Here is a 24997-nt window from a genome sequence, read left to right as displayed (position 1 = left end):
TTTCCAAAACCACAAACTTTACGAAAACAGCCTTTTTATAACACGAATAAAGCGACTGTTTAATGAACAGCCGCTTTCCTTTATTAATAGTACGGATAACCACCATATGGATTATATGTTGGATAAGGAGTGGCTGCTGGATAGCCATAGCCATAACCATAACCCGCTCCTTGAGTTAAAGCTCCTGCTGCAAGTCCACCAAGAAGACCCACAGCTAATGGAGCGGCACCGTAGCCTCCTCCATAGTAACCTCCGTGATGATGTCCACCGTGGTGATGCCCTCCATGATGATGTCCTCCATGGTGATGCCCTCCATGATGGTGTCCACCGTGGTGATGTCCTCCATGATGGTGTCCTCCATGATGATGTCCTCCATGATGATGTCCACCGCCGTATACATTTCGATTATTAGTCATATATATCTTACCTCTTTCCTTACATATTTGTCCTACTCCTTTACTGTATGCATCCAAGTGGACATACGTATGGGCAAATAGAGCGATAAGGTTCCTTTTTACAGACAACACTGATACAATCAGATGAAAGACAAAAACGAAGGCGAAGGTGACAACTGTGATTGAGATAAGAACTTCTACACTCAGTGATGGAGAACTCAATAGAGGCGTATTTGCAACAAGAGATATTAAAAAAGGTGAACTAATCCATGAGGCACCTGTTATTCCTTATCCGAATGACCAGCACGAACATATCGAAAAAACTCTTCTCGCGGACTATGCTTTCGAGTATGGAATCAATCATTCCGCCCTCCTACTTGGATACGGTATGCTGTTCAACCATTCGTATGAGCCAAATGCAACATATGAAATTAACTTTCCAAATCATACCTTTGACTTTTATGCTTATAAAGATATAAAAGCTGGAGAAGAAGTGTTAATAAACTACAATGGTGAAGAAGATAACCAAGATCCACTATGGTTTAATGAAGAGAAATAAAACGAAAGCCTCAGTTTTCTGAGGCTTTCAGATTGATTACAAAAGGTAGTGAGAAGTTCTCTGCTGCCTTTTGTCTTTTTTTGTTTGGGAATGGTGGGAAAAAGGCTGATTTCCGCTCCGGGCGCTTGCTTTCCGGGGGGCGGGCGGTGAGCCTCCTCGTCGCTGAAGCTCCTGTGGGGTCTCACCTGTCCCGCTGATCCCCCAGGAGTCAAGCACCCTCCGCTCCAATCAGCAGATTTACTCTTAAAACTTTGACTTTAAACCTATGAAATTACACTTTTAGAGTCATCGTCAAGTACCTAGCACAGTCCATGTAGCCAGTTTCTTAAAATTCATAGAAGCAAAAGTAAGCAACGCCTGCATGACAATTTTTTAAGACCGCGTAAGGTTGTCCAACGCATACCATGCTTATATTTGTTTCACTTCATGAGTGTGCCGTAGATGTTCTACCTCTTCTAAGTAAACCTCCCAAATATGTGTTGTCTAAACTAAATAAAACGACTGGATTAATACTTGAACGTCCTAATCCCAATAAAGGTCTTTCACCAACGGGTAGATAGATGTATGAGAAATCAATAGCTGTCTCTAGCTTGATCGTTTGCCATTTTTATAGATACAGGATCAAAATCACCTAGAAAACTTCCAAAATGGAGATTACAGATATGAAAACCTTTTTGATAAAAGAGTGCAAGGTTATCTAAATAATCTTGTGAACTAATTAATCAATCTCTAGCAATTTCTAATTGTTCTCTTTCATTAAACTAATTATTGGTCATCATGGTTAGTTACCTTTAGATAAAAATGGTTGACTAAGTGTAATAAATTGATTGGAGCGGAGGGTGGCGACTCCTGCGGGAAAAGCGGGACAGTCGAGACCCTGGACTGAGCGTAGCGAGGGAAGCGGCTCGGCCCCGCCCGCGGAAAGCGCCACCCGGAGTGGAAATCTAACCACATTGATGTTCTATCTATGTTTAAAATTTAAAAAGACCATAGGGAACTCGAAATCCCTCGAGTTTATCTTTAGTCTAAAAGTCTCAGTTTTCTGAGGCTTTTTTATTTTATTAACTTTTTGGACAAAAGTTCTAGTATAAAAGTATTAACTAATTGTGACTAAATGCCGATAACAAATGAGAATATATAATTCATCGAAAAATATTAAACTACAAAAGGAGCAACCGTCGATGAAATGGATTAAGAATTTAAAAATAGTACAAAAAATGCTTTTATTATCTGCAATAACTTTTGTAAGCCTTTTAACAGTAGGAGGAATGGGGGTTTTCCAACTTGCTAGTATGGGGAATAAACTTACAGATTTATACGAGATGAAGCTTCAACCGATTCAAACTGTTAGCTTATTAAAAACCAATTCTCAGGACGTACAGACCAACCTAGTAGAACTTATGGCCTCCAGGGATACAAGCCATAAAAACGAACTAATAGACGATATGGAAGCAACACTCCAAATGAATCGTGAAATTAGAGAAACGTATCAAACAACGAATAAAGAAGAGAATGAACTTATTTCAAAGGTTAATGACTTAGCACAAAACCTTCAAGAATCTAAAGAGAAAATAGTGACACTAACTTTAAAGAACCAAAATTTTGATGCCTATGAAATATACGAAAAAGAAACTGGACCGATTTTAGATGAGATTAACCAGCATTATACAAAATTAATAGAAATTAACGGTACAGAAGCAAAGAACGTAAATGAGGAGAATAAAGATTTTATAGAAACCTCTTCGCTTACTATGATTCTATTTATAGCTGTTGCTTTAATTATCTTTGCTGCAATCAGTTGGATAATTTCAAAATTGATTTACGGACCTGTTCGTAAAATGGAATACTTAATGCAGAAAGCGAAAAATGGAGATTTAACCGTACAAAGCGACTATGATTCAAGAGATGAGATAGGGTCCCTTTCAAAATCATTTAATGAAATGATCGCCCAAATTAAATCACTAATTATGATGGTTCGTGAATCGTCAGACCAAGTTGCCGCTTCTTCTGAGCAGCTAATGGCTAGTGCTGAACAAACCAATAAAGCCGCAGAACAAATTGCTGAAGCTAGTTCTATTATGGCAGCTAACGGTGAAGCATCTGTAAAGGGTACAGAAGTTGTATCTGTGTCAACACAGCAAATGGCAATTGGCATTACAAATATTGCGGATTCGATTACGCAAGTTTCTGATCATTCAAATGTAACAACCGAAGAATCAGAAAAAGGAAATATCGCACTTAAAAAAACCATAGATCAAATGGGATCTATCAACGAAACCGTACAAACGTCATCTGGTATTATTAAGGACTTAGGAGAACGTTCTTCTGAGATAGAGAAAATCTTAGCTGTTATCTCCGGAATATCAGACCAAACAAACTTACTTGCTTTAAATGCAGCTATTGAAGCTGCGAGAGCTGGGGAACATGGAAAAGGCTTCGCTGTGGTGGCTGATGAAGTAAGAAAATTAGCTGAGGAATCTCGACGTTCTGCTGAACAAATTACACATTTAATACATGATATCCAAAGCAGTACCTCCAATGCAGTTGTATCAATGGATAAATGTACAACGGAAGTACAAACTGGTCTTGTACTAATTAATGATACTGGTAAATCTTTTGAGAAAATTCTTCATTCTGCAGCGGACGTATCAAGACAATCGGTTGAAGTTTCTGCCGCTGTTAAGCAGTTATCTTCAAGCGTGGAGCAGGTTGCCATGGGTATATTTGATATCTCTATGAAAACCGAAGAATCTTCATCAGGTTCCCAAACGGTGGCTGCTGGAGCTGAGGAACAACTTGCTTCGATGGAAGAAATCACAGCTTCCGCACACTCGTTAGCAAAAATGGCTGAAGACCTTCAAGCAATGGTTAATACATTTAAAGTGTATGAATAATAAAAGTGGTGCTGAAACCATAAAGGTTTTAGCACTACTTATTTATATTAAAGATATAAAAAAACAGATGGTTAGTTTACCATCTGTTTCTTCTTATATGATATTTATGCTTTTTTTACGTTAGTAGCTTGAAGTCCACGTTGACCTTGCTCAGTATCAAAAGTAACCTTTTGACCTTCGTCTAAAGATTTAAATCCTTCACCTTGAATCGCTGAGAAGTGAACAAATACATCTTCTCCACCTTGAATCTCGATAAAACCGAAGCCTTTTTCTGCATTAAACCATTTTACTGTACCTTGTTGCATGTTGTTTCCTCCTGCGTGGAATACTCCACAATATAATACTATCATTGCTCAATGAGAAATCAAAGGCGAAAAAGCTTTCACTATTTTTTCCTTACAGACCGAACAAAAATAATTCTTTCTAAGAATAACAGGTTATGAGCAATAAAACAATGATAAGTATTAATTACATATATTCTCCAACCACATAGGAAAAAAATTATACAAATATTTTAGCTACTTTAGTCATCACTTTTTTGTCATTCGCAGTAAACTTTTTGGGCTTACTAGGAGAAGCTAATATTAAATTTCTCTGAATCTCTGAGGTAGTGATCTGAAGATAAAAAGCACTAGAATCTTCATCTCCATCTAAATACCCCTTAAGTATCTTCATTTTTTCAAGTGTACCTGTAATTTTCTTATTATAATCCCACTTGATTTTATTTTTGTATCTTGAATCCAACTTTTCCTTTAAAGAAAAAGCCTCTTCTACTGCTTCTTCAGGTGTTTTAAAAAAGGAGTTCATTCTTTTGATTCCTTTTTTTCTAATTCCATCTGCTACTTGAGCTTGGTAACCGATTACTGTCATTTTTGGCCATCCTTCCTAAGGGTCTCTTGCCTTCTACAAATGAGAACTAGAAGACCATATGGATGTTCCCTTACTACTAGTATATCCTTATATATCCAGTAAATACCACAAATATGTATTATACGGCTTTAATCAATCCATTCTTATGCTATACTTTCTTTACAAATTCTGATTTTAACTGCATGGCACCAAATCCATCAATTTTACAATCAATATCATGATCGCCTTCAACAAGACGAATATTTTTCACCTTCGTACCGATCTTAATCACTGATGACGAGCCCTTTACTTTTAAATCCTTAATAACGGAAACAGTGTCACCGTCGTTTAGTACATTCCCATTTGCATCCTTCACTACCTTTTGCTCTTCACTTATTTCACTTTCTGCAGTCCATTCATGTCCACACTCTGGGCATATATATAATGGACCATCTTCGTATGTGTATTCCGATTGGCACTTTGGACAATTTGGCAAATTAGCCATTTCATTTCCTCCGATCAAACTAGTTATAATCCTCTCTTATACTGCCAAAATGTCTCCGTAAAAACAAGAATCTATACATGTAAATATAACCTAAAAACAGCAAGGTTTTTTTCCATATTGACAAATAATAACCAATTACTTACAATAAAAATAACTACCATGTATAACAAAGTAGTTATTTTTTCATTAGCTACCTTGTTATGCAAAGTACCAGGAAGTGGGTATGCTTTATGTCTTTTCGAAGTCAGTTATTAAAAGGGATTATGGATGGCTGCGTTTTAGCGGTAATCGAGAAGGAAGCTGTTTATGGTTATGAACTTTCCAAAAAGCTCCAAGACATTGGTTTAAGTGATGTGAGTGAAGGAACCATCTATCCTGTTCTTCTTCGACTTCAAAAAAACAGTCTCATTCGGGGAGAAATGAAGCCGTCTGAATCCGGACCAAATCGAAAGTATTATTATCTAACAGATGCTGGAAAAGAGACGCTAGAAACTATCGCATTAGAGTGGGAGCAGGTTTTTCTTCCCGTTCATTCTTTATTTCAAAGGAGGAATAATCATGAAAGCAAAGCAACTGATTGAAGAAAATAATCGAAAGCGCGACAGATTAACCAAAGAGAACGAAAAATATTATAGTGACATGCTGGTATACATTCGACTGCAGTTAACCCTTTCGGAGCAACAGTCGGAGGAAGTGTTAATGGAAATGCTCGATCATTTATTAGAGGCTCAAAACGAAGGTAAAACAGCCAAAGATATCTTTGGTCTAAATCCTAAGCAGTACGCTGATGAGATCATCGAGAACCTTCCTAAGGAAAAAAAGCGTCAAGCACTTCCATTCATAAGTGGTCTTGCATTAAATATCATAAGTTATATGTTAATCATACGTTCTATCGTTATTCTTATAGGGTCCCAATTCAAAGAAATAACCACAACGGTATATCCGCTTACCTCTATCATTGTTATTTGCGTAATTTTAGCTAGTATTTCCTTTGGAGTTTGGTATATTTTTAAAATTATTAAGGACTCACTCTTCCTTGAAAAGCAGAATAATAAAAAGGATATGATAAAAGCAGGAATTTATGGGAGTGTATCAATGGGTATAATCATTGCTGTTAGTAAACTTATGCCAGAGGTTGGACCTTCCTTTTCCCTTTCTTGGTGGATCTCCCTTTTATGCGGTTGCATCATTTGGATCGTCGGGTATGGAGTGAAAAAAATTGAGTCTTAACTACCAGGAGAATAGAACCCTTTTTTATAAAGGAGCTGCATGAAAATGTAGCTCTTTCCTGTTTTAATAGGATTCGCAAACTTTTTCCTAAGAAAAAAGGAAAAAGGCTATCTTTTTATGAAAGCGCTTATATTCTATGATTAGCCTTGTATTTTACTATGTTAATAGAAGTTAAGAACAATAGTATTGCAAACGAAGTTAGTAATGGTGCAAAAAGTAAGGTATCCACGTTCACTTATACATTCACAACCAAAGAAGATATCGCTTCAAAGTTCCTAAGTTTCACCTACAATAACATGCCTTATCGCCTTTATGTACCTGAAAATTACGATCCATCAAATTCGTACCCGCTAGTCCTGTTCCTGCATGGAGGAGGAGAGCGAGGCAATGATAACGAAAAACAAATTTTAGCCAATGATGGTGCGGTAATTTGGGCAGCTCCTGAAAATCAAGCAAAGCATCAAGCTTTTGTCCTTGCCCCTCAAGCCCGTAATGTACACGATGGTGGGTTTGGAATCACTAGAGACACAAATAATAATATTAATCTAAGCAGAGTGTTCGAGTTCTCTCAAGACTTAGGTACTGCCTACGACATTCTTCAAAAGGTTAGAAGTGAATATAATATTGATAGCAAACGACTATACTCTACTGGATTGTCTCAAGGTGGATTTGGTACTTTCAATCTAAATATAAGATATCCTGACCTATTTGCTGCCATGGTACCAATTGCTGGTGGTGGAGATCCGACTCAAGCCTCACAGCTTGTAAATAAACCTATTTGGGCATTTCATGCCGTAGATGATGTTGTCATTCCAGTATCTTATTCACAAAACATTATCGCAGCGATTAAAAATGCTGGTGGGAATCCAATTTATACAGAATATCCAACAGAGAAGGGATATAACCATGCTTCATGGGTACCTGCGTATGAAAAGAAAGAAATGATTTAATGGGTATTTAGACAAGTGAAAAAATAGAGAATCAAAAAGGTGTCAGAATCTATGTCTGACACCTTTTCATATGCTAGTTGGTAACAGTAAAAAATTCTCATGTAGTTTGGAATATTTCTAACATTACTTTCCAAACTAATATTATGAAGAAACTATTAAAACACTCACTTCTCATATTAGCGATTATACTTTGGTGCTTGTTATTTCTTTATTATCTTCATATAGAAGGAATTTTCAACTTACTTAACTATTAACGATTTCCTTCCTATTTGCCAGCCCTTTTCTAATAAGGCTTCTCGAACCGATCTCATAATTGCTGGTGCATTAGGCGTATCACTATGCACACAAATCGTTTCAACAGGGCTTTCCTCCAACAACTGCAAAGCTCTTTTGGCCATTGTGTTTGGCTGTCCAATTTCCTCTAATGTCCAGCCGAACATTTTCACATAATTATTCACATACGGTCGATCAGCAAAATATTCGCTCACTACCTTTAATTTTGCTTCCTTTGCCGCATGATAAAGCTCTGAATTTGGTAATGTATAGATCTCAATTTCACGATTGAAGTCCAAAACGGCTTCCACCGTTACTTCCGCTAGCTCTCTTTTTTCAGCTGTCATCATATAAAGAGCACCATGCGGTTTAATATGAGACAATGATGTATGACTCTTTTGCAAGAAACTAGTAAGAGCTCCGAGCTGATAAAGAGTATAATCGTAGATCTCTTGTGGCTTAACTTTCATTTCACGACGACCAAAGCCTAATCTATCGGGTAATCCTACATGCGCTACCACCCTTACACCATATTGAACGGCCAACTCGACAGACTCGCGCATGACATGTGGGTCCCCCGCATGAAAACCACACGCAATATTAGCCGAGCTTATTAATGGCATGAGCTCCTCATCAGCACCATACTTATACAGGCCAAAGCTTTCTCCCATATCGCAGTTTAGATCAATATATTTCTCCAGAATAATTCCTCCCTTTAATGAATTACATTTCCGTTAAAAAGCCATTTAAGTAAACTCACATTCTACGATTCCCAGATATAGACTTTAATAGGTGTAGGATTGTAGTCATTGCATGGGTTGTTCAGCTGGGAGCAGTTGCTAAGAAGGACCATTGTGTTACATTTCGCTTTTAGCTCAACATAGCTTCCAGGTGCAGAAATACCATCAACGAATTCAATGGCACCATCCTGAGTAAAAGGTACAATACAAAAGAAGTTAACGCTTGGCGGTAGATCTCTTTTTGTATATCCCGCTTGATTTTCTTCCATCAAAAGCAAAAAGGTATCACGACAGTTATGCATATCAATCTTGTCATGTCCATAGCGGACCGTATTGCTTTGGGCAGAACAAAAACTAAACCAAGCATCATGGCAACCAACTGTATCTGCAACAATAGTGACGAGTTCTTTACCTGATTCCGCAAGTAGGGTCGAACCGGTCTTAAGGTACATATTCTCCTGCTCAGCAATGGTTAAAACGGTGCTATAGTGATCGTCTGGATTGTCCGCATCATAAAACAAAGCATCCACTGATTGGTTTCCTTCTATGTCTTCAATTCTTATTACTTGTCCGGGTAGAAGCTTTTGCATAAATCCTTTCCCAGCCAAAATGGTTTCACTATATATCGCATCCTTCGTGTCTCGGGGACTTTCCACTTTCGTTAGAACAGGCATTGTTTGACCCTCCTTCTTCGAAAAAAGTATTCAGTATAAATCGTAATAAGCCCAAGTATTTTCAAATGCACGTCGATTTTCGGGACGATTGTTCACACATATGTCATTCTCTTCTACTTGGGGAGAAGAGGAAACCTCCATTTGGACAGGCACAGCCGGAAACTCTGTCTTTGGATCTAGAGGATTAGGTGTATTGGAGAGGACAACTAAAAGATCCATCTCCGTTCTTAAGGTCACTCTTGCACCTTTAGGACAATGACTTTTTTGAAAGGTTAATTGACCATTTTCATTTGTAGTGATTTTAGAAAATAAATTGACTACTGGTACTAAATCACGTGCCCCTAAGCCATTTCGAGCAAGCTCGGTAATCAAGTTTTCTCGCCCACTTCGAAAATACTCGTTTCGCTGAATTTGATAGGTGGTTACTCCATATTTAGCATCCGTTTTCTCACGAGTCGTACATCCAGCGATCGGATCATGCCAGCCAACACTATCTTCTAAAAAACTTGCCAACACTCGGCCATTATCACTTAAAAGAACATGACCTTTTGTTAAATGGCTTGTAAACTGAGACTTTAGTGTGTCGGACATGACATAGCGCTCGGTTAAATCCCTTGCGTTATAAAAAAGAATGGATACATTCGCACCTTCCTCAAGTGCAGTAAAACGAATACATTTCCCTCGTTTTATAAACCCTGACCATTTTCCACCAGGAGAAAGAATGGTCGACCAAACATGTGTCATCCTAATTTCCTCCTTTTAATCCATCATCCATGCTTGAGTAGCGTAATGATATGTTTCTTAAGTTTCATAAATCGGTCCACTTCGACTAGTTCGCCATTCTTAAATAGTTGAAGATCTGCATTAATTTCTTCTTTAATTTTTCCAGGACGAGCATCCATTACATAAATTCGTTGGGATAGAAAGATCGATTCATCAATGTCGTGGGTAATAAAGACAATGGTTGTTTTTTCTTTTTTCCAAATATCTAATAGCAATTGCTGCATGGACTGCTTCGTTTGCGCGTCAAGTGCCCCAAACGGTTCATCCATCAACAAGACCTCTGGATTATTTGCTAATGAACGGGCAATGGCCACACGCTGCTTCATGCCACCTGATAATTCTTTTCCATAAGAATTGGCAAACCGCTCAAGACCAACAACCGCTAAGTATTTATCAGAAATGTCTTTCCGTTCCTTCGGGCTAACACCTTTTAACTTCAAACCAAATTCAATATTCTCCCGAACGGTCAACCATGGAAAAAGGGTATAAGATTGGAAGACCATCCCCCGCTTGACGCTTGGACCTTGTACTTCCTCACCAGCTACTTTAACTGACCCAGACGTTGCTTCTTCTAGGCCGGCTAATATTCGAAGAATGGTTGATTTCCCACAGCCAGATGGCCCCAAAATGGAAACAAACTCCTCATTTTTCACATATAAAGAAACATCCTCCAAAGCCTGGAAAGTGCTGTTTTTCGTTTCGTAGATTTTTGATAATCCATTGATTTCAATTTCGATATCAACCGGATCGACTACCACTTTTGGCTGTACAATAGTCACCATTTAATTCCCACCTTCCACCCAAGGAAATAACTTTTTATTCGCGATCGCAAATGCTCTATCAATAATCAGCCCTAATAGTCCAATGACAATAATTCCTACAAAGATAGACTCTGTATCTAAGAATCTCTGTGCCTTCATGATGAAATAGCCAAGTCCATTATTCGCTGCCACCAGCTCAGCAACGACTAAATATGTCCAAGCCCAGCCCATAATCAAACGTAGAGTTGTCATGAGTTTTGGCAGCAACGCAGGAATAATGACTTTGAAAATCACTTGCTTTCGATTCGCACCAAGAGTATAAGATGCGTAAAGCAAATCTTTGCTAATACGATTGGTATCATCGGCCACCATCAAGATGAGCTGAAAGAAACAACCGATGAAGATCACCAATATCTTGGCTGTTTCTCCAATTCCTGCCCATACCATAATTAGAGGAATAAAGGCTGCTGCAGGCATATAACGAATAAACTCTGACATTGGTAAAATAAAGGATTCTGCGAATTTAAAGGTTCCTGCTAATATTCCAAGTGGAATACCAATCACACAAGCCAGTAAAAATCCCATAAATACGCGATACACACTTATGCCAATATGCTCCCAAAACTCTGGGTTTCCAAAAGATTGAGCTAACGAAAGTACCACTCCGTTTGGGGTTGGCAGGAAAACTTCGTCAACGATGTTAATAAACCTAATACCACCCCAGAAAAGGAAGAGTAATAGAAAGGTGATACATACACCAAACAAATACCATTTTTTTGGAACCTCTTCACGTATAGAAGTTAAGCTTCTTATTGTTCTATTTTTTGGTAGCTTCATTCCACTCACCCCTTCTATTCTTATTATTTTGAAACATTTTCTACAAAGGACGAATCAACAAAATTGGAGAAGTCAGGTATTTCATCCACATAGTCCTGTCTCTTTAAGAACTCTGCATTTTTCTCTGCTGTATAGTAGAAGGAATCGTAACTATTTCCTTCTTTGAAGGAATCAAGATTATCTTCAGGGGTAAACATTTTGAACCCTTTAAATCCTTCTGTTAGCTCTTCACTAGTAATTCCAGCCTCTTTGGCAATAATATCAATGGATTCTTCCGGATTCTTTTCCAAGTAGTCAACGGCATCAAACCAAGCATTTACTATTCTTTGTAACTCTTCTTTCTTCTCTTTCGTAACCTCTTCTCGAACAACAAAGACGTCAGATACTAACCCAGGATAATCTGCAGAAGTAACCAGTTTATGTGTGCCTTCCTTGCCAACTGCTTTGCTTAAGAATGGCTCCCAAAGTCCAGCTGCATCAATATTTCCGGATAGGAAAGCATTCCCTGCATCAGGGACAGTCAGGTTTGTGAATTTCACATCAGACTCCGTCATACCTGCATCTTCAAGAGCAGTCAGTAGGAAAAAGTGTTCAATCGTTCCTAGTTCCGTACCCACAGATCTTCCTTTTAAATCTTCAACAGATTGAATATCACTTGTGGCAACAATTCCATCACCACCTATAGAATTATCCGTAATAAAAATGGTTTTTAAATCAATTCCTTTATCTAAAGGGGGAATCGCATCTAACAATGCTTGAGTATTTCCATCGATTTTCCCTGTATTTAAGGCCGATAAGGAGTCAGCATAGACTGGAAAATAGACCAATTCAACATCAACATCATATTTCTCAAAGAAACCCTTTTGATCCACAAGATGCCATAAGTACCAGCTAGGTAGAGCACTAAAACCAATTTTAACGGTATTGCCACTGGATTCACTTCCAGAGGTTTCTTTTGTTGAACTTCCACAAGCACTTAAGAACATTGTTCCAACCAATACGACTGCTAAAAATACATGTTTCATTTTTCTCATTCTCTTCACCTCATAGTTAAATTTTGTTTTTGAAAAAATAAAAGAAGGATAAAAGAATGAGAGAATGAATCTCCCAGGCTTTTATCCTTCCGTGTATATAGAAAAAAATTCTATACGCTCTCTCTTGGACCAGACTTGATACGACACCATATCAACGGAACCCTAGACAGCTTTTTGCTCTCACTGATACTTTTTTTGGAGAGCCTATATTTACTTGCAAAGATTTAAGTTGGTTTCAGTATATATCGATTACAAAACTCCCCCAACACTCGTGTTACATTTTCTAACAGGGTTTTTATTATTAACTATCCTTTCACCAGAAAAAAATAACCGTACTCCAGGCTCGAAGTAGGTTATTTTTAGATAATTGTTTTTACTAAGCAGTTATTCGGGAATACCAATTTTCCTTATTGGATAAATCTGTAACTTCACTTCTCCTATTAAAGAAGAAATAGGAATTGGGCCAAAAAATCGACTATCCTTACTATGTAGCCGGTTATCTCCCATAACAAATAACGTTCCATCAGGCACGACTGATTCCCCTGTTAACTCCTCAAGTGTAAAGTCTCCAGTTAATTTATCTAATAATAGATCTTTCTTTATATCTTCTAAGTACGGTTCTTCCATTGGGTTCCCATTGATATAAAGGGTATCATCTTTCACTTCTACCTGATCTCCAGGCAAGCCAATTACCCTTTTAATATACCGTTCATCTGAATCTGGTGCGTTAAATACGATTAGGTCAAATCGTTGAACATCTGATACTTTACTAACCAATAGCCGGTCATGCTCTTGAAAGGTTGGTAACATCGATTCCCCATAAACGATGGCAGGTGAGAATAGGAAGTGACGACAAATAAAAGCAACAATAAATGCAAACACAATCGATTTAAACCAAGAATAAACTTCCTTTTTTGTAGTTTCACTCAAACCGTTTTCCTCCTTTATTTTTATTTATCAGATCACTGCTTGCTAGATTATTTTAATTTCCCCTTTTTTCGACTGCTTATCTTATAACATACCACATTCCAGATGGAAACTTTTTCTTGTATGCTAAAATATGTTAAAATTTCGATAATTCAAGCAAGGGAGAGTTGAGGATGGAGAACACTGCACATCAACAGGATCCATGGAATGCAAACTTATACGATAATCATCACTCATTTGTCTCGAAATATGGGAATAGTCTTATTGAATGGTTGGCACCCCGTAAAGGAGAGCGAATTCTTGATTTAGGATGCGGAACAGGTGATTTGGCGAAAAGGTTATTTGATCAGGGGGCCCAAGTGATAGGGGTAGATAAATCAAATAATATGATTGCACAAGCATTAGAAAAATATCCTGAAATACCATTTTTCGTCCAAGATGCAACACAACTACCTTATACAAATGAATTTGATGCTGTTTTTTCTAACGCAACTCTTCATTGGGTAAAAAAACCTAAGATAGCTTTAGAATGTATCTACAAAAGCTTAAAACAAGACGGAAGATTCTTAGCAGAATTTGGTGGAAAAGGGAATGTACAAACCATCATAGATGAAATTCGGCATCAATTAGGGAGTGATCGAAATGATTCCCCTTGGTATTATCCAAGTATTGGTGAATATTCTTCATTAATGGAAGCAGTTGGTTTCAGAGTTACTCTTGCCCAACATTATGATAGACCAACTCCTCTAGAAGGTCCCAACGGATTAAAGAACTGGATAAAGATGTTCGCAATGAGCTTTTTTCGTGGAATAGATGAAACAGATCGAGAGGAAATCATAAATAAGGTTGAACAACAACTAAAATCAAAATTATTTCAAGATAACCAATGGATTGCGGATTATAATAGAATTCGTGTCATCGCAATCAAGGAATAATAAAAGGCATCAAGATGTCATTTAGCCCATCTTGATACCTTGTTACTTTTTTATTGTTTAACTTCTTCCCAATAATATTGTATGGCTTCCTTCCGAACGACTTCCGGGCATTCCACCTCATTGTCCCAATGATCGTAGTTATTCTCACCATTCACATGATGAATATCTACACTGTAGTATTTATCTTTATATTTAAAAATAATAACCACCATTTCTGAGTAACCAGCATCATCATTTCCAAGTTCTTGGACAAATTCTAATCCATAAGCATCGTGGTTTTTTCTTTCAGCAACTGAATCAAGTATTACATCTTTAGGAAACTTCATCTTTCTCGTCTCTTCCCTTCCATTTTATAAGCGTATTTTACTACGGTTATGAGGAAAAAGAAACATGATTTATCGAAAGGAATATGACAAATTTTTGAGCTTTTTTTAAATCCCTTTTTTTCTAGAGGTACGATTATTTTTTGTTAACCTAAAAAATATTTAGTTGACAAAAAATACTTTGAAAATTTATGCTTTACTTATACAAAAAGAAAAGGGGCTATTTTTATGAAATTAAAAACAATTGATCTTACATTAGCAGCCATGTTCGTTGCATTAATGGCTGTAGGTGCAAACATTACCTCATTTGTGCCATTTTTGGTGGTCGGAGGAGTTCCAATTACGCTACAAACTTTTTTTGCTATTTTAGCAGGTTTGATTCTTGGTAGTCGTTTGGGAACGATCTCCTTGACTGTATATGCGCTTGTCGGATTGGTGGGCGTTCCGGTTTTCGCTAGATTTGGAGCTGGTTTTTCCAGTCTCTTGAGTCCAACCTTTGGATTTATTGTTTCATATGTTATTGCTGTTTTTGTAGTAGGAAAAATCGTAGAAAAGAACCGATCCCTTTCTGGCTTCATCACAGCTGCTATGGTCGGACTTGTTATTAATTATGTATTTGGAACAAATTGGATGTACGCGGCATACAAACTTTGGGCGGCGGCCCCTGAAGGTTTCACTTACCAAATGGCATGGTCTTGGATGGTCGTTCCAATGCCAAAAGATATTATTCTTACAGCACTAGCTGCCATTCTTGCTTTTAGACTAGAAAAAACAGTTTTATCAAAGGGTAGCTTCAAACATTTAAAAAGAACGGCTTAATAGCGGAAAGAGAGGATACATGGTGAATAATTGGAAAAGACTTGCTCTTGATGTATTAAATAATGGCTACGAGCTCACGAATGATGAGGCGTTAAATATCCTTACTTGTCCTGACAATGAGCTGCTTGAAATCCTTCAGGCAGCTTATGTAATACGAAGTCATTATTACGGCAACAAAGTAAAACTTAACATGATCATCAACACCAAATCAGGATTATGTCCAGAAAATTGTGGTTACTGTGCACAATCAAGTATCTCAAGCGCACCTATCCAAAAATACAGAATGGTTGACAAGGAAACGATTCTACAAGGTGCCGAACGAGCCTATCAGCTAAACGCCGGCACGTATTGTATTGTTGCAAGTGGCAGAGGCCCAAGCGAAAAAGAAGTGGATATTGTCACTTCTGCCGTCGAGGAGATAAAAGACAAATACGGTCTGAAGGTTTGTGCTTGCCTGGGTCTACTCAACTCGCAACAGGCAAAACGATTAAAGGAGTCAGGAGTCGACAGATACAATCATAATATTAACACGTCAGAGAGTCACCATGAATCCATTACTACCTCCCATACATACGAAGACCGAGTGAACACAGTCGAGCTAGTGAAGAATGCAGGTATCTCACCTTGCTCAGGAGTTATTATAGGAATGAAAGAAACACAGCAAGATGTGATTGACATGGCGAGAAGCTTAAAAGTATTGGATGCTGATTCTATCCCTGTTAATTTCCTACATGCAATTGATGGTACACCTCTTCAAGGTGTAAGTGAGTTAAATCCGCGTTATTGCTTAAAAGTGCTATGCTTAATGCGCTTTATAAATCCAGCAAAGGAAATTCGGATTTCGGGCGGACGAGAAGTTAATCTTCGAAGTCTCCAACCTCTCGGCTTGTACCCTGCTAATTCTATTTTTGTGGGTGATTATTTAACAACAGCTGGACAAGAAACAACGGCAGATCACAAAATGCTACAAGACCTCGGATTTGAAATAGAATTTGCTAAGGAAGAAACGACAGCATAAAAAGGCATAACAAAGTAGAGCAAGGGCTTATACCCTTGCTCTTTTTGCCTTAATTACTAATTCTTCGGATTGAGAATTACGAATTTTGCTCATTTAGAAGTTTGCAAACCATTTCTGCCTTCACCGTATCGATATCGGGTTGTCATGAGAGGTCATAGGCGGAGAATTTCCTGTTAATGTATATAAGGGAAGCCTAAATAGCGGAAATAGGCGGAGATATTCCACTAGCGTTGCAAAAATATCCACAAGGATACAATGGATTTACTTTTTATGTATTTTATGTATAATTTTTACAGATTTATTTTTCGACTTTGAGCCAAAAAGTTAAGGGGGTTATATTTGAACCCAGTTATCCAAAAAATGGATGTTATTTTCTTTGTTTTTTATATTTTGCCATTGAACTAGTACTTACCCCCACCTGTTTTACAATTGCCACACCTGCATCATGAAGTTCAATTTCATTTGGCGGGTGATGGCTCTTTTGTCTTCCTTTAGATGTTCTTTGTGGTAACCGGTGTAACTCATTGAGAAAACTTTCCCATGTCCTTTCGGCATGGATGCGAAGAAGGGTGAGCACTTTCCAGGTGGTCTTCTTATTATTCTCAACTAACCTAACATATAAAGTGACACAGTACGCCGCCATAGCAAAGAAAATCTGGTTCCAGATTCCTTGAGGTTGGGTACTTTGTAGTTTAACTAGACGTAGATGTTGTTTCATCCACTTAAAAAATAGTTCAATCATCCAACGGTGCCGGTACAATTCAGTTACTTCTTCAGCTTTCAAATCCCACCGATTGGTTACTACACGGTACTCTTTCCCTTCTTCATCCGTGAATTCCACAAGACGAAGGGGCTGTTCCATGGATCTAAAACTACTCCCCATGACGACTAAGGCGTCTAGCTTAACCCTACTGCCAGCGGGAACTTCATAGGATTTTATCATGTTCGCCTTATGCCCAGCTTGGATACGCATGGCGAATGGAATCCGGTTTTCCACCCAATGGTCCATTTTTTTGTAATCCACATAGCCACGGTCCATCACATGGGTCGCATGAGGGTCTACCACGAGATTAAGCATGACTTCACGATCATCCACATTACCTGTAGAAGGAATGACCATGTCGGGATAAGCTGTGCCGGGATCGGTTATCACAATCCGAGTATGTAGCTTCACGCAATTACTATGCTTTGTAAAATACGTCCATTTTCCTAGTGTAGGTCCAAGAAGCAGAGAAGAGGAATCTACGAGATGCAGACGGCCCAAAGAAGGGATCCCTTTTCTGTTACTCGTCAATTTATTCAACTGGGTAACAGCATCAAGAAATAACTGCCGTGGCAGGACCGAAGGTAAGGCATTGACTCGACGACTTAGTTGAGATGCACTTATACTAGTGAGGCCAAACAGTTCTTCTGTACCATCCATGGCACGAATACGTTCTTCTGTTTCCTCGTAGGATTTCCAATTTCCTAGTTGCATAGCGACACAAATCCTCATTAAATTAGCGGTGGTCAGTTTTTTTACTCCGTTGTCTAAGGACGAACCCTTAAATTTTTCAAATGGTAAGAAAGAAAGGCATTTACTAAATACAGTTTGATTTGATATGATGTTATCCATGAAAGTCTCCTTTAGTCGCAGTCACGGATAACGTGGGTTCAGCTTCTACTTTAGGAGATTTTTTTGCTTTCGTCCATAAAAATAGCCCCTTATCAATTGATAGGGGGCTATTTAAATATATTTTTTTGCCTGTGGATACATATGCAATGCTAGTGGAGATATTCCGATTAAATGCTCAGAATATGACCAAATTAAACGATTTGGATAATATAAACGGAAAAAGGCACCTTATTTTTAAGGAAATTTGAGTATTTCCTAATTTAACCGGAATTTCCCCGCTTATTCTCCTACACAGTGAAATTAGATTTCAGTTATAACAATTTTATAGAATTCAATAAAACGAACAATCTTAACCAAAAATTTTCATCAAATTTAATGATAACCCTTTTATTAAGTCTTTGTAAGTATTGTCGTATCGGTCTAGAGACTGTTCTTATTCATGAACAAATTATGTTATGATTCATCTTGTGATTATTAATAGTTTTTACCATGAAAGGGGAAATTTTACAATGTCTATTTTTACAAGGTGGGCCTTTCGTAACAAAGCTGCAGTATCCATTCTTACGATCTTGATCCTCGGCTTAGGGATCCTAAGCTACACCACATTACCTATGGAGTTCTTTCCAGCAGCAGACCAGCCACAGGTTTCAGTCGTTGTGCTCGGTCAAGGAACCGACTCTGATACGATGGAAAAGCAAGTGACGAATCCAATGGAAACGGTACTTGAAGGAGTAAAGGGAAAAACGAATATCTTTTCGACTACAGGAGACGGATATTCAAAGCTTGATATCCTTTACGACTCCAAAACGAATATGAAGGATGCGAAGCTAGAGGTACAAGAGGCACTGAGCATGCTTTCCCTTCCACCAAACGTGTCAAAACCAAATATCATTCAACTAAATACGAATATGATTCCGATCTCCCAAATTTCAATTACGTTTGAAGACGGATTAACGGCTGAAAACGTGGAATTTGCTAAAAAAGAAATTGTTCCCGTTTTAAAAGATATAGACGGTATTGCTAATATTCAAACCATGGGCGAAGCGAATTCCTATGTATCTGTGAAAATAGATAACGCAAAACTTGCACAAACACAGATTCCATTTCAAACCATCATGACCATCTTACAAGGACAGAATTCATCGATGGCTGTAGGTGAACAAATTATAGATGGTAAATCCAGTAACATTAAGGTTATTGGTAGTATCGATAGCCTAGATGAGCTAAGAAATTTACAAGTATCTCCAGAGGTTAGTTTAAAGGATATCGCAACAGTTGATAAACAAGAACCCTCTGATACGTTGAATCACATTAATGGTGAAGATGGTCTTTTCCTAATAGTAACAAAGGATAGTGCATCTAATGCCGTATCTATCAGTAAAGAGCTCGATCAAGCAATTAAGGAACTGAACGAAAGGTATAGTCAATCGGAGACGACTGTGGTTTTAGACTTAACGGATATGGTTGAAAACTCTGTTCACACCATGATGAAGGAAGTGTTACTTGGAGCATTGTTTGCAACGATTGTTATTATGCTTTTCCTAAGAAACATTCGCTCGACTTTTATTACAATTGTGTCTATTCCATTGTCCCTAGCCTTTACCTTATTCCTCCTTTCACGCTCAGGAATTACACTTAATGTTCTAACTTTAGGAGGGGTGGCAGTTGCAGTTGGTCGTTTAGTAGACGATAGTATCGTAGTGATCGAGAATATTTTCCGCAAAATGCAAAAGGAAAAATTCTCCGTACCTTTAGTAATAGAAGCAACAAAAGAAGTAGGAACAGCCATCACATCATCAACCTTAACAACCGTGGCAGTATTCCTACCAATCGGTCTTGTAAGTGGGTCCCTTCAGGATATTATGCTTCCATTTGCATTAACGATTACCTATTCCCTGCTCGCTTCATTAGTCGTAGCTTTAACGGTTGTCCCACTCATGAGTGCAGGTCTTTTGAAAAATACAAAGCTACCTGAACATAAGCCAGCGGTAAAGTTCATTAAGTTTGTCACTTGGTCACTTAATCATAAATGGGCAGTCCTTCTCCTAGCATTATTTGTTTTTGCAGGCTCGATTGTGACCTACGTAACGTTGCCGAAAGGGGCCATTGATAACTCTAGCTCCGATTTCATTGTGGCCAATTTAACGTACCCGAATAATACCCCTATTGACGAGGTAAAGGAAGGATCCCTTAAACTGGAGGAATTCATTCTTAAGCAAGAAGAAGTTGAACATAACTTTACTCAAATGGGGAATTCTGCAGAAGCTGCTCAGTACGGGGATGTAAAATCACCAACAGCAACAAGCTTTTCTATTATTCTTAAAGATAAAAAAGATACGGATCACATGATCAAACTGATTGAAGGTGAAAAAGAGAATTATAGCGATGCCGAGCTTACGGTTTCAGCTAGTTCGATGATGTCTGGCTCATCTTCCCAAATCACCATCGATGTAATGGGTGATTCCTTAGCTAATCTAGAAGAAACGGCATTAAAAGTGAAGGATGAGATTTCTGGAATTGATGGTGTTGAAAAAGTTTCTACCAATTTTGAAGAAAAGAAAACGGTCTTTTCACTTGAAGTGGACTCCAGTAAAGTAAACTCGGAACAAACCGCTCAAAGCTTGGCAGCCATGCTGAATGCTATGCCAATTGGTATGATCCAACTAGAAGAACAAGACACACCTGTTTTATTGGAACCCATGCTTTCCCCATCTACAGCTGATGAGATTAACAATATCCCTGTTATGACTCAAACGGGTTTAGTCCCTGTTTCTGAGGTTGCTACTATTACGAAAAATGAAGAATCCACGAGTGTCTTCCATAAAGATGGAGACCAATATGTTCGAGTAACAGCAAATATTGATTCTGCACGTGTTTCAGACATCTCAAAAGAAATGAATGAGGTTATATTTGGTGCTCAAGGAAATGGTGGAATCAACCTACCTGATGATGTAGACATTTTTGTTGGAGGAGCTAGCGTCCAACAAGCGAATGACTTCTCTGATTTATTTATGACCATGATTGTTTCCATCGGAGCAGTTTTCTTGATCATGGTGATTACTTTTAAAACAGTAAGAGCTCCTATCGCTATTCTATTCTCCCTTCCACTTGCAGCGATTGGTGCTGTGCTTGGACTAGTGATTAGCCGAATTCCTGTGGATGTAACGGCTCTATTGGGTGCCCTTATGCTGATTGGTATCGTCGTCACGAATGCGATTGTATTATTAGACCGAATTAAACAAAACGAACAAAAAATGATTATTCGGGAAGCAATTGTGGAAGCAACTGCAACGAGAATGCGACCGATTTTAATGACGGCTATTGCAACCATCTGTGCCATGCTCCCACTTCTGTTTAAAAAAGCAGAAACAGGTGCCATTGTATCACAAAGCTTAGCTGTTGTTGTTATCGGTGGATTAGCAGCAGCAACCCTACTTACTCTTGTAGTCATACCCGTGATTTATGAGCTTTTACATTTCAAAAAGTCTAAGAAACAACGAGCTCAAATAGCAAACGAACAAAGTATAGACGCATAAAAATAAAGCCAGTCACCCTTGTGACTGGCTCTATTCTTATTGATGACCTTTTTGCATAGACGAATCTTTTTCAAACAAAACAAGCAATGCTGGTAATAAAATTCCTCGTATTAAGAAGGTGTCTAATAAAATCCCGACTGCAACAATAAAGCCAAATACAAATAATAATTGAATGGGTTGAGTCATTAACACGGCAAAGGTAGCAGCAAGAATAATTCCTGCTGAAGAGATCACACCGCCCGTATTGGCTACAGCAATTTCAACTGCTTTCTTAACGGGGTGAATTTTTCTTTCTTCCAAAAACCTTGAAATAAGAATGATATTATAATCAATTCCTAACGCCACTAAAAAGACGAAGGAGTATAGTGGGACGCGGTTACTAACCGTATCAATATCAAAAAATAGGTTTGTCAGGAACATCCCTAACCCAACAGCTGCCAGGAAAGATAATAATATGGTCCCCATCATATATAAAGGTAGCTTGAACGACTTTGTCATTACGATCAGCATAGCAAAGATGAGTATGGACTCTAACAGAACAATCACAATAAGGTCTCTGTTATTCGTTGCTCGATCGTCAATTCGATTCGCTGTTTCGCCAGCGAAGTAAAGCTCACCTTCGAGACCTGCATCCTTTACAATTTCCTGTGAATTATCTCTCGTTTTCTCCAACGCATCCATCGTTTCACTATCGTATGGACTTTCTGTATAAGTAAGCGTAAATTGAACAACTTTTTGGTCTTCTGTTACACCACTTGGACGAACACTGCTAATAAGGGGTTGTTTCGCTAGCTCTTTCATGATGGAATCCTGTTGCTCCATCGTCACTTGCTCAGAAGCTTCAAACAAGACCGTTGTTGGAGCTAAATCCCCCTTTTCAAACTTTTCTTGTAAAATTTCATACCCGATCCTCGATGGCATATCCTCTGGAAAGGACTTCATTGTATCAAACTCGTACTTCAGATTGAACATATTTAATGCGGATACCACTAGGATTATCCCAATCGCAACAGTTGAAACAACGGGCTTCTTCACTACACTTCGGCCTATTTTGCTCCAGAAAGAATTGGCTTTAACGGATTCCTCCCCTACTCTAGGAATTTTAGGCCAAAACGATTTCCTTCCAAATAGTGTAAAGAGAGCAGGAACTAATGTGACCGAAGCAAGCATGATAATCAGCATGGCCGTTGCAAAAATAGGGGCAAAATTTCGGTAATCCCCAAATTCTGCGAAGAATAATACCAACATGGCAGCAAGGACTGTACCACCCGAGAAGAAAACGGGTAATCCTGTCTCTCTCATTGCTTCTTTCATCGCTTCATGCTTATTTTCGTACGATTTTAACTCCTCTCGATAACGAGAAAAGACAAATAATGAATAATCAATCACTGCAGCAAATAATAATATCGTCATGATTGAAAATGTTTGGTTGTTAATAAGCAAGCCCGCTTTCCCCATTAGACCAAGCACTTGATTCACCACTTCATAGACAAAAGCAGCAGCAAGAAGTGGAATTAAAGCAAGTAGAGGGGACCGGTAAATCACGATTAACAAGACAAGGATTAGGCCAACAGTTGATAAAAGGAGTACCACATCTGCTCGCGAGAATAAATCTAGAGCGTCTACAGCAATACCAGCAGGTCCGGTGATCGTTAACGTCAAATTCGTAGATTCCTTAGCAATCTCCATCATCTTCTCTTGTGAGGTCCGCATCTCTTTCGCTTCAAAGTCAGCCTCAAAAGTAACTGGTAGGATAACCGTGCTTTTATCATCTGAAAAGAAACTTTCAATAGCTTGTGGTGGCAAAGTGGTGATTGGAACGATTTCCTTAACACCCTCCACCTTTTCAACCTCCTTAATAAACGACTTTAATTCAGATACATTTACTGCTTTAGCGTCACTTGATTGAAAAACAAGAATTGCCGGAGTTCCGTCATTATCTTTAAAATATTGATCCAGTTTATTTTGAGCAATAACTGACTTTGCATCACTAGGTAATGACGAAATATTGGATGATTCGTAATCTTTCGCACTTGGTGCAAGTATGGCAAGAAGGACGGTTACTATGACCCAAACACCTAACGTAACCCAAGTTCCCTTTCTGGTAGAAATTCGATCAGTAATTCTTTTGAGAATTGATTTCATGGTTCTCTCCCCTTATTTAATAATATATAGTGACACAAGTGTTACTTTGGATAAAAATAAAAAACACAATTGTCACCCTTATTATCAAGCGTAAGTGACAGTTGTGTCAATTATGAATGTGCAAACATTCCTTTACTAATGATTTCCTTGATTGACTCCACCCAAACAGACTTTGACAAACCATCATGATTAGGAACGGCGATCGATTGAAATATCAATCCGAGCATGACACTATCAGGAATATGTTCTTTAAGTTTTCCTTCCCTTTTCCCAAATGAAATAAAATTTTGTAAATAGCGATACATTTCTAAAGGAAGCTTTTCTAGCTGTTCTTTTCTTTCTATTGCTTTTTCATTTGAACTAGTTCCCATTTGTTTGACAACCGTAATGAGTTGATGAACTTCTGCCCTATCAAAAATAAGCTTCATTAAGAAATCAAACTGAGCTTCAAAGTTTCCCTGGTTTTCTATCTGAGACAAATCTGTAATAAATAACTGCATTTCATACAGCATAAAATCCGTAATCAACTCATCTTTGTTTTCAAAGTATTTATATAAAGCTCCTCTAGATACATCCAGTTGCTCTGCTAACAGACCAAAATGGAATCCTTCATATCCATGTTGAAGAAGTATTTTCTTTACAGTCTGAAACAGTTCTTCATTGGAAAATTTCCGTTCACGTGCCATAAGCTTTCACCTCTTCACTAATTATAATGAAACCTTATGGAGGAAAAAAGGATTTCTTTTCTTTGGTAAAGCTTCCATTAAGACTTATTAAAACTTATTTATTTCAAGGTCATTTCCATCATTTTTTAAAATCTCTTTGTTTTCTTTTTCCTCAGAAAACGGAGCAGACCCTGGTGGTGTCTCTAAAAAGTCTCCATCCTTATACTGAATAAAAGGCAAAAGGTCTTGAATCAAGTTTGAGCCTTGAGCGAAAAACTGCTTCCCTTTATTCATCACATCATCAGGTGAATGTCCAAGAAAAACGACCATGACTAATCCGATGACAACAAATGGAAGGACTATTCGAAAGACAGAGCGAATGATTGAAACGATGATAAATATAAAGACTGCACCAATGATAAAAGTCACTAACTGATTATTGGAATGAAAAAGCTCTTGAAGAAACTCGATCATAAAGACACCTCTTTGGAGAATATACTACTATCTTTATGAACGAATGGAATTGGTTT

25 protein-coding genes, 1 pseudogene and 1 riboswitch are annotated in these 24997 nt (G+C 38.1%); of the genes and pseudogenes, 9 read left to right on the top strand and 17 right to left on the bottom strand.

All coding sequences use genetic code 11. The features are described from left to right. Nucleotides 1-83 precede the first annotated feature (83 nt). Nucleotides 84-416 carry a hypothetical protein gene (locus MKX65_RS04865; protein WP_340902645.1) on the bottom strand — a complete coding sequence of 111 codons (333 nt, stop codon included), beginning with the start codon at nt 414-416 and terminating at the stop codon, nt 84-86. 157 nt (nt 417-573) lie between these two features. Here MKX65_RS04865 and MKX65_RS04860 point away from each other — a divergent pair, with 157 nt between their 5' ends. Beyond that, the gene (locus tag MKX65_RS04860) at nt 574-954 is read left to right on the top strand and encodes an SET domain-containing protein (RefSeq protein ID WP_066056563.1); all 381 of its coding nucleotides are present in this window, start codon (nt 574-576) and stop codon (nt 952-954) included. A gap of 291 nt (nt 955-1245) precedes the next feature. Here MKX65_RS04860 and MKX65_RS04855 read toward each other — a convergent pair. Continuing rightward, nucleotides 1246-1431: pseudogene (locus MKX65_RS04855) on the bottom strand (transposase); the annotation flags it as partial. Nucleotides 1432-2135: 704 nt separating this feature from the next. Here MKX65_RS04855 and MKX65_RS04850 point away from each other — a divergent pair. Then, on the top strand, nt 2136-3848 hold the full coding sequence (locus MKX65_RS04850; RefSeq protein ID WP_340902643.1) for a methyl-accepting chemotaxis protein: 1713 nt from the start codon (nt 2136-2138) through the stop codon (nt 3846-3848). Nucleotides 3849-3952: 104 nt separating this feature from the next. On the opposite strand, the gene MKX65_RS04845 is transcribed toward MKX65_RS04850, so the two are convergent. The 3 genes from MKX65_RS04845 to MKX65_RS04835 form a co-directional block, all read right to left on the bottom strand. After that, nucleotides 3953-4153 (bottom strand): cold-shock protein, encoded by a 201-nt coding sequence (locus tag MKX65_RS04845; RefSeq protein ID WP_066056568.1) that lies wholly within the window; start codon nt 4151-4153, stop codon nt 3953-3955. Between the two features lie 196 nt (nt 4154-4349). Next, nucleotides 4350-4718 (bottom strand): hypothetical protein, encoded by a 369-nt coding sequence (locus MKX65_RS04840; protein WP_340902642.1) that lies wholly within the window; start codon nt 4716-4718, stop codon nt 4350-4352. Nucleotides 4719-4866: 148 nt separating this feature from the next. Beyond that, nucleotides 4867-5202 (bottom strand): zinc ribbon domain-containing protein YjdM, encoded by a 336-nt coding sequence (locus MKX65_RS04835; RefSeq protein ID WP_160549149.1) that lies wholly within the window; start codon nt 5200-5202, stop codon nt 4867-4869. Between the two features lie 230 nt (nt 5203-5432). On the opposite strand from MKX65_RS04835, the gene MKX65_RS04830 reads away from it, so the two are divergent. The 3 genes from MKX65_RS04830 (at nt 5433) to MKX65_RS04820 (ending at nt 7382) form a co-directional block, all read left to right on the top strand. Further along, nucleotides 5433-5783 (top strand): helix-turn-helix transcriptional regulator, encoded by a 351-nt coding sequence (locus tag MKX65_RS04830; protein ID WP_160549150.1) that lies wholly within the window; start codon nt 5433-5435, stop codon nt 5781-5783. Continuing rightward, nucleotides 5761-6432, top strand: a complete 672-nt coding sequence (locus MKX65_RS04825) for a DUF1129 family protein (RefSeq protein ID WP_340902641.1) — start codon at nt 5761-5763, stop codon at nt 6430-6432. Before MKX65_RS04830 ends, MKX65_RS04825 begins: the two co-directional genes overlap by 23 nt. 158 nt (nt 6433-6590) lie before the next feature. Further along, nucleotides 6591-7382 (top strand): carboxylesterase family protein, encoded by a 792-nt coding sequence (locus tag MKX65_RS04820; protein ID WP_340902640.1) that lies wholly within the window; start codon nt 6591-6593, stop codon nt 7380-7382. 239 nt (nt 7383-7621) lie between these two features. Here the strand turns inward: MKX65_RS04820 and MKX65_RS04815 are convergent, their stop codons facing one another. The 7 genes from MKX65_RS04815 to lepB all read right to left on the bottom strand — a co-directional run bounded on the left by MKX65_RS04815 (nt 7622) and on the right by lepB (nt 13414). Continuing rightward, complete coding sequence (locus MKX65_RS04815) at nt 7622-8344, bottom strand: 5-oxoprolinase subunit PxpA (protein WP_340906162.1); 723 nt, start codon at nt 8342-8344, stop codon at nt 7622-7624. A gap of 74 nt (nt 8345-8418) precedes the next feature. Next, nucleotides 8419-9069, bottom strand: coding sequence for a DUF1989 domain-containing protein (locus MKX65_RS04810; protein WP_160549153.1), 651 nt, complete (start codon nt 9067-9069; stop codon nt 8419-8421). A 30-nt stretch (nt 9070-9099) separates the two neighbouring features. Continuing rightward, nucleotides 9100-9813 (bottom strand): urea amidolyase associated protein UAAP1, encoded by a 714-nt coding sequence (locus MKX65_RS04805; RefSeq protein WP_340902638.1) that lies wholly within the window; start codon nt 9811-9813, stop codon nt 9100-9102. A gap of 23 nt (nt 9814-9836) precedes the next feature. Continuing rightward, entirely contained in the window at nt 9837-10634 is a 798-nt protein-coding gene (locus MKX65_RS04800) for an ABC transporter ATP-binding protein (protein WP_340902637.1), read from the bottom strand. After that, the gene (locus MKX65_RS04795; protein WP_160549156.1) at nt 10635-11450 is read right to left on the bottom strand and encodes an ABC transporter permease subunit; all 816 of its coding nucleotides are present in this window, start codon (nt 11448-11450) and stop codon (nt 10635-10637) included. Nucleotides 11451-11473: 23 nt separating this feature from the next. Next, nucleotides 11474-12484 (bottom strand): ABC transporter substrate-binding protein, encoded by a 1011-nt coding sequence (locus MKX65_RS04790; protein WP_340902635.1) that lies wholly within the window; start codon nt 12482-12484, stop codon nt 11474-11476. A 68-nt stretch (nt 12485-12552) separates the two neighbouring features. Next, nucleotides 12553-12661: riboswitch (guanidine-I (ykkC/yxkD leader) on the bottom strand. A 207-nt stretch (nt 12662-12868) separates the two neighbouring features. Continuing rightward, nucleotides 12869-13414 (bottom strand): signal peptidase I, encoded by a 546-nt coding sequence (gene lepB / locus MKX65_RS04785; RefSeq protein WP_160549158.1) that lies wholly within the window; start codon nt 13412-13414, stop codon nt 12869-12871. Between the two features lie 170 nt (nt 13415-13584). Between lepB and MKX65_RS04780 the strand changes: the two genes are divergently transcribed. After that, complete coding sequence (locus MKX65_RS04780) at nt 13585-14346, top strand: methyltransferase domain-containing protein (protein WP_160549159.1); 762 nt, start codon at nt 13585-13587, stop codon at nt 14344-14346. A gap of 50 nt (nt 14347-14396) precedes the next feature. Here the strand turns inward: MKX65_RS04780 and MKX65_RS04775 are convergent, their stop codons facing one another. Next, nucleotides 14397-14672, bottom strand: coding sequence for a hypothetical protein (locus MKX65_RS04775; RefSeq protein ID WP_160549160.1), 276 nt, complete (start codon nt 14670-14672; stop codon nt 14397-14399). Between the two features lie 225 nt (nt 14673-14897). On the opposite strand from MKX65_RS04775, the gene MKX65_RS04770 reads away from it, so the two are divergent. After that, complete coding sequence (locus tag MKX65_RS04770) at nt 14898-15488, top strand: ECF transporter S component (RefSeq protein ID WP_160549161.1); 591 nt, start codon at nt 14898-14900, stop codon at nt 15486-15488. Nucleotides 15489-15510: 22 nt separating this feature from the next. Next, nucleotides 15511-16506 (top strand): biotin synthase BioB, encoded by a 996-nt coding sequence (bioB, locus tag MKX65_RS04765; protein ID WP_340902634.1) that lies wholly within the window; start codon nt 15511-15513, stop codon nt 16504-16506. A 367-nt stretch (nt 16507-16873) separates the two neighbouring features. Here bioB and MKX65_RS04760 read toward each other — a convergent pair whose 3' ends face one another. Then, a complete protein-coding gene (locus tag MKX65_RS04760; protein ID WP_340902246.1) occupies nt 16874-18121 on the bottom strand; it encodes an IS4 family transposase in 1248 nt (415 codons plus the stop codon). A gap of 509 nt (nt 18122-18630) precedes the next feature. Between MKX65_RS04760 and MKX65_RS04755 the strand changes: the two genes are divergently transcribed. Continuing rightward, nucleotides 18631-21657, top strand: coding sequence for an efflux RND transporter permease subunit (locus MKX65_RS04755; protein ID WP_340902633.1), 3027 nt, complete (start codon nt 18631-18633; stop codon nt 21655-21657). 36 nt (nt 21658-21693) lie between these two features. On the opposite strand, the gene MKX65_RS04750 is transcribed toward MKX65_RS04755, so the two are convergent. The 3 genes from MKX65_RS04750 to MKX65_RS04740 all read right to left on the bottom strand — a co-directional run bounded on the left by MKX65_RS04750 (nt 21694) and on the right by MKX65_RS04740 (nt 24941). Further along, a complete protein-coding gene (locus MKX65_RS04750; protein ID WP_340902632.1) occupies nt 21694-23802 on the bottom strand; it encodes an MMPL family transporter in 2109 nt (702 codons plus the stop codon). 110 nt (nt 23803-23912) lie between these two features. Then, a complete protein-coding gene (locus MKX65_RS04745; protein ID WP_340902631.1) occupies nt 23913-24488 on the bottom strand; it encodes a TetR/AcrR family transcriptional regulator in 576 nt (191 codons plus the stop codon). 87 nt (nt 24489-24575) lie between these two features. Beyond that, nucleotides 24576-24941 carry a hypothetical protein gene (locus tag MKX65_RS04740; protein WP_340902630.1) on the bottom strand — a complete coding sequence of 122 codons (366 nt, stop codon included), beginning with the start codon at nt 24939-24941 and terminating at the stop codon, nt 24576-24578. Nucleotides 24942-24997 lie beyond the last annotated feature (56 nt).

Source organism: Robertmurraya sp. FSL R5-0851 (assembly GCF_038002965.1).
GTDB lineage: Bacteria > Bacillota > Bacilli > Bacillales > Cytobacillaceae > Robertmurraya_A > Robertmurraya_A beringensis.
Note: the sequence above shows the minus strand (reverse complement) of the source record. Positions and strands in the feature narration are given on the sequence as shown.

Excerpts from the sequence above, each read along its gene's own strand:
- MKX65_RS04865 (WP_340902645.1), bottom strand. The coding sequence starts at position 416 with ATGACTAATAATCGAAATGTATACGGCGGTGGACATCATCATGGAGGA.
- MKX65_RS04850 (WP_340902643.1), top strand. The coding sequence starts at position 2,136 with ATGAAATGGATTAAGAATTTAAAAATAGTACAAAAAATGCTTTTATTA.
- MKX65_RS04845 (WP_066056568.1), bottom strand. The coding sequence starts at position 4,153 with ATGCAACAAGGTACAGTAAAATGGTTTAATGCAGAAAAAGGCTTCGGT.
- MKX65_RS04840 (WP_340902642.1), bottom strand. The coding sequence starts at position 4,718 with ATGACAGTAATCGGTTACCAAGCTCAAGTAGCAGATGGAATTAGAAAA.
- MKX65_RS04835 (WP_160549149.1), bottom strand. The coding sequence starts at position 5,202 with ATGGCTAATTTGCCAAATTGTCCAAAGTGCCAATCGGAATACACATAC.
- MKX65_RS04830 (WP_160549150.1), top strand. The coding sequence starts at position 5,433 with ATGTCTTTTCGAAGTCAGTTATTAAAAGGGATTATGGATGGCTGCGTT.
- MKX65_RS04825 (WP_340902641.1), top strand. The coding sequence starts at position 5,761 with ATGAAAGCAAAGCAACTGATTGAAGAAAATAATCGAAAGCGCGACAGA.
- MKX65_RS04820 (WP_340902640.1), top strand. The coding sequence starts at position 6,591 with ATGTTAATAGAAGTTAAGAACAATAGTATTGCAAACGAAGTTAGTAAT.
- MKX65_RS04810 (WP_160549153.1), bottom strand. The coding sequence starts at position 9,069 with ATGCCTGTTCTAACGAAAGTGGAAAGTCCCCGAGACACGAAGGATGCG.
- MKX65_RS04805 (WP_340902638.1), bottom strand. The coding sequence starts at position 9,813 with ATGACACATGTTTGGTCGACCATTCTTTCTCCTGGTGGAAAATGGTCA.
- MKX65_RS04800 (WP_340902637.1), bottom strand. The coding sequence starts at position 10,634 with ATGGTGACTATTGTACAGCCAAAAGTGGTAGTCGATCCGGTTGATATC.
- MKX65_RS04795 (WP_160549156.1), bottom strand. The coding sequence starts at position 11,450 with ATGAAGCTACCAAAAAATAGAACAATAAGAAGCTTAACTTCTATACGT.
- MKX65_RS04790 (WP_340902635.1), bottom strand. The coding sequence starts at position 12,484 with ATGAGAAAAATGAAACATGTATTTTTAGCAGTCGTATTGGTTGGAACA.
- MKX65_RS04780 (WP_160549159.1), top strand. The coding sequence starts at position 13,585 with ATGGAGAACACTGCACATCAACAGGATCCATGGAATGCAAACTTATAC.
- MKX65_RS04775 (WP_160549160.1), bottom strand. The coding sequence starts at position 14,672 with ATGAAGTTTCCTAAAGATGTAATACTTGATTCAGTTGCTGAAAGAAAA.
- MKX65_RS04770 (WP_160549161.1), top strand. The coding sequence starts at position 14,898 with ATGAAATTAAAAACAATTGATCTTACATTAGCAGCCATGTTCGTTGCA.
- MKX65_RS04760 (WP_340902246.1), bottom strand. The coding sequence starts at position 18,121 with ATGGATAACATCATATCAAATCAAACTGTATTTAGTAAATGCCTTTCT.
- MKX65_RS04755 (WP_340902633.1), top strand. The coding sequence starts at position 18,631 with ATGTCTATTTTTACAAGGTGGGCCTTTCGTAACAAAGCTGCAGTATCC.
- MKX65_RS04750 (WP_340902632.1), bottom strand. The coding sequence starts at position 23,802 with ATGAAATCAATTCTCAAAAGAATTACTGATCGAATTTCTACCAGAAAG.
- MKX65_RS04745 (WP_340902631.1), bottom strand. The coding sequence starts at position 24,488 with ATGGCACGTGAACGGAAATTTTCCAATGAAGAACTGTTTCAGACTGTA.
- MKX65_RS04740 (WP_340902630.1), bottom strand. The coding sequence starts at position 24,941 with ATGATCGAGTTTCTTCAAGAGCTTTTTCATTCCAATAATCAGTTAGTG.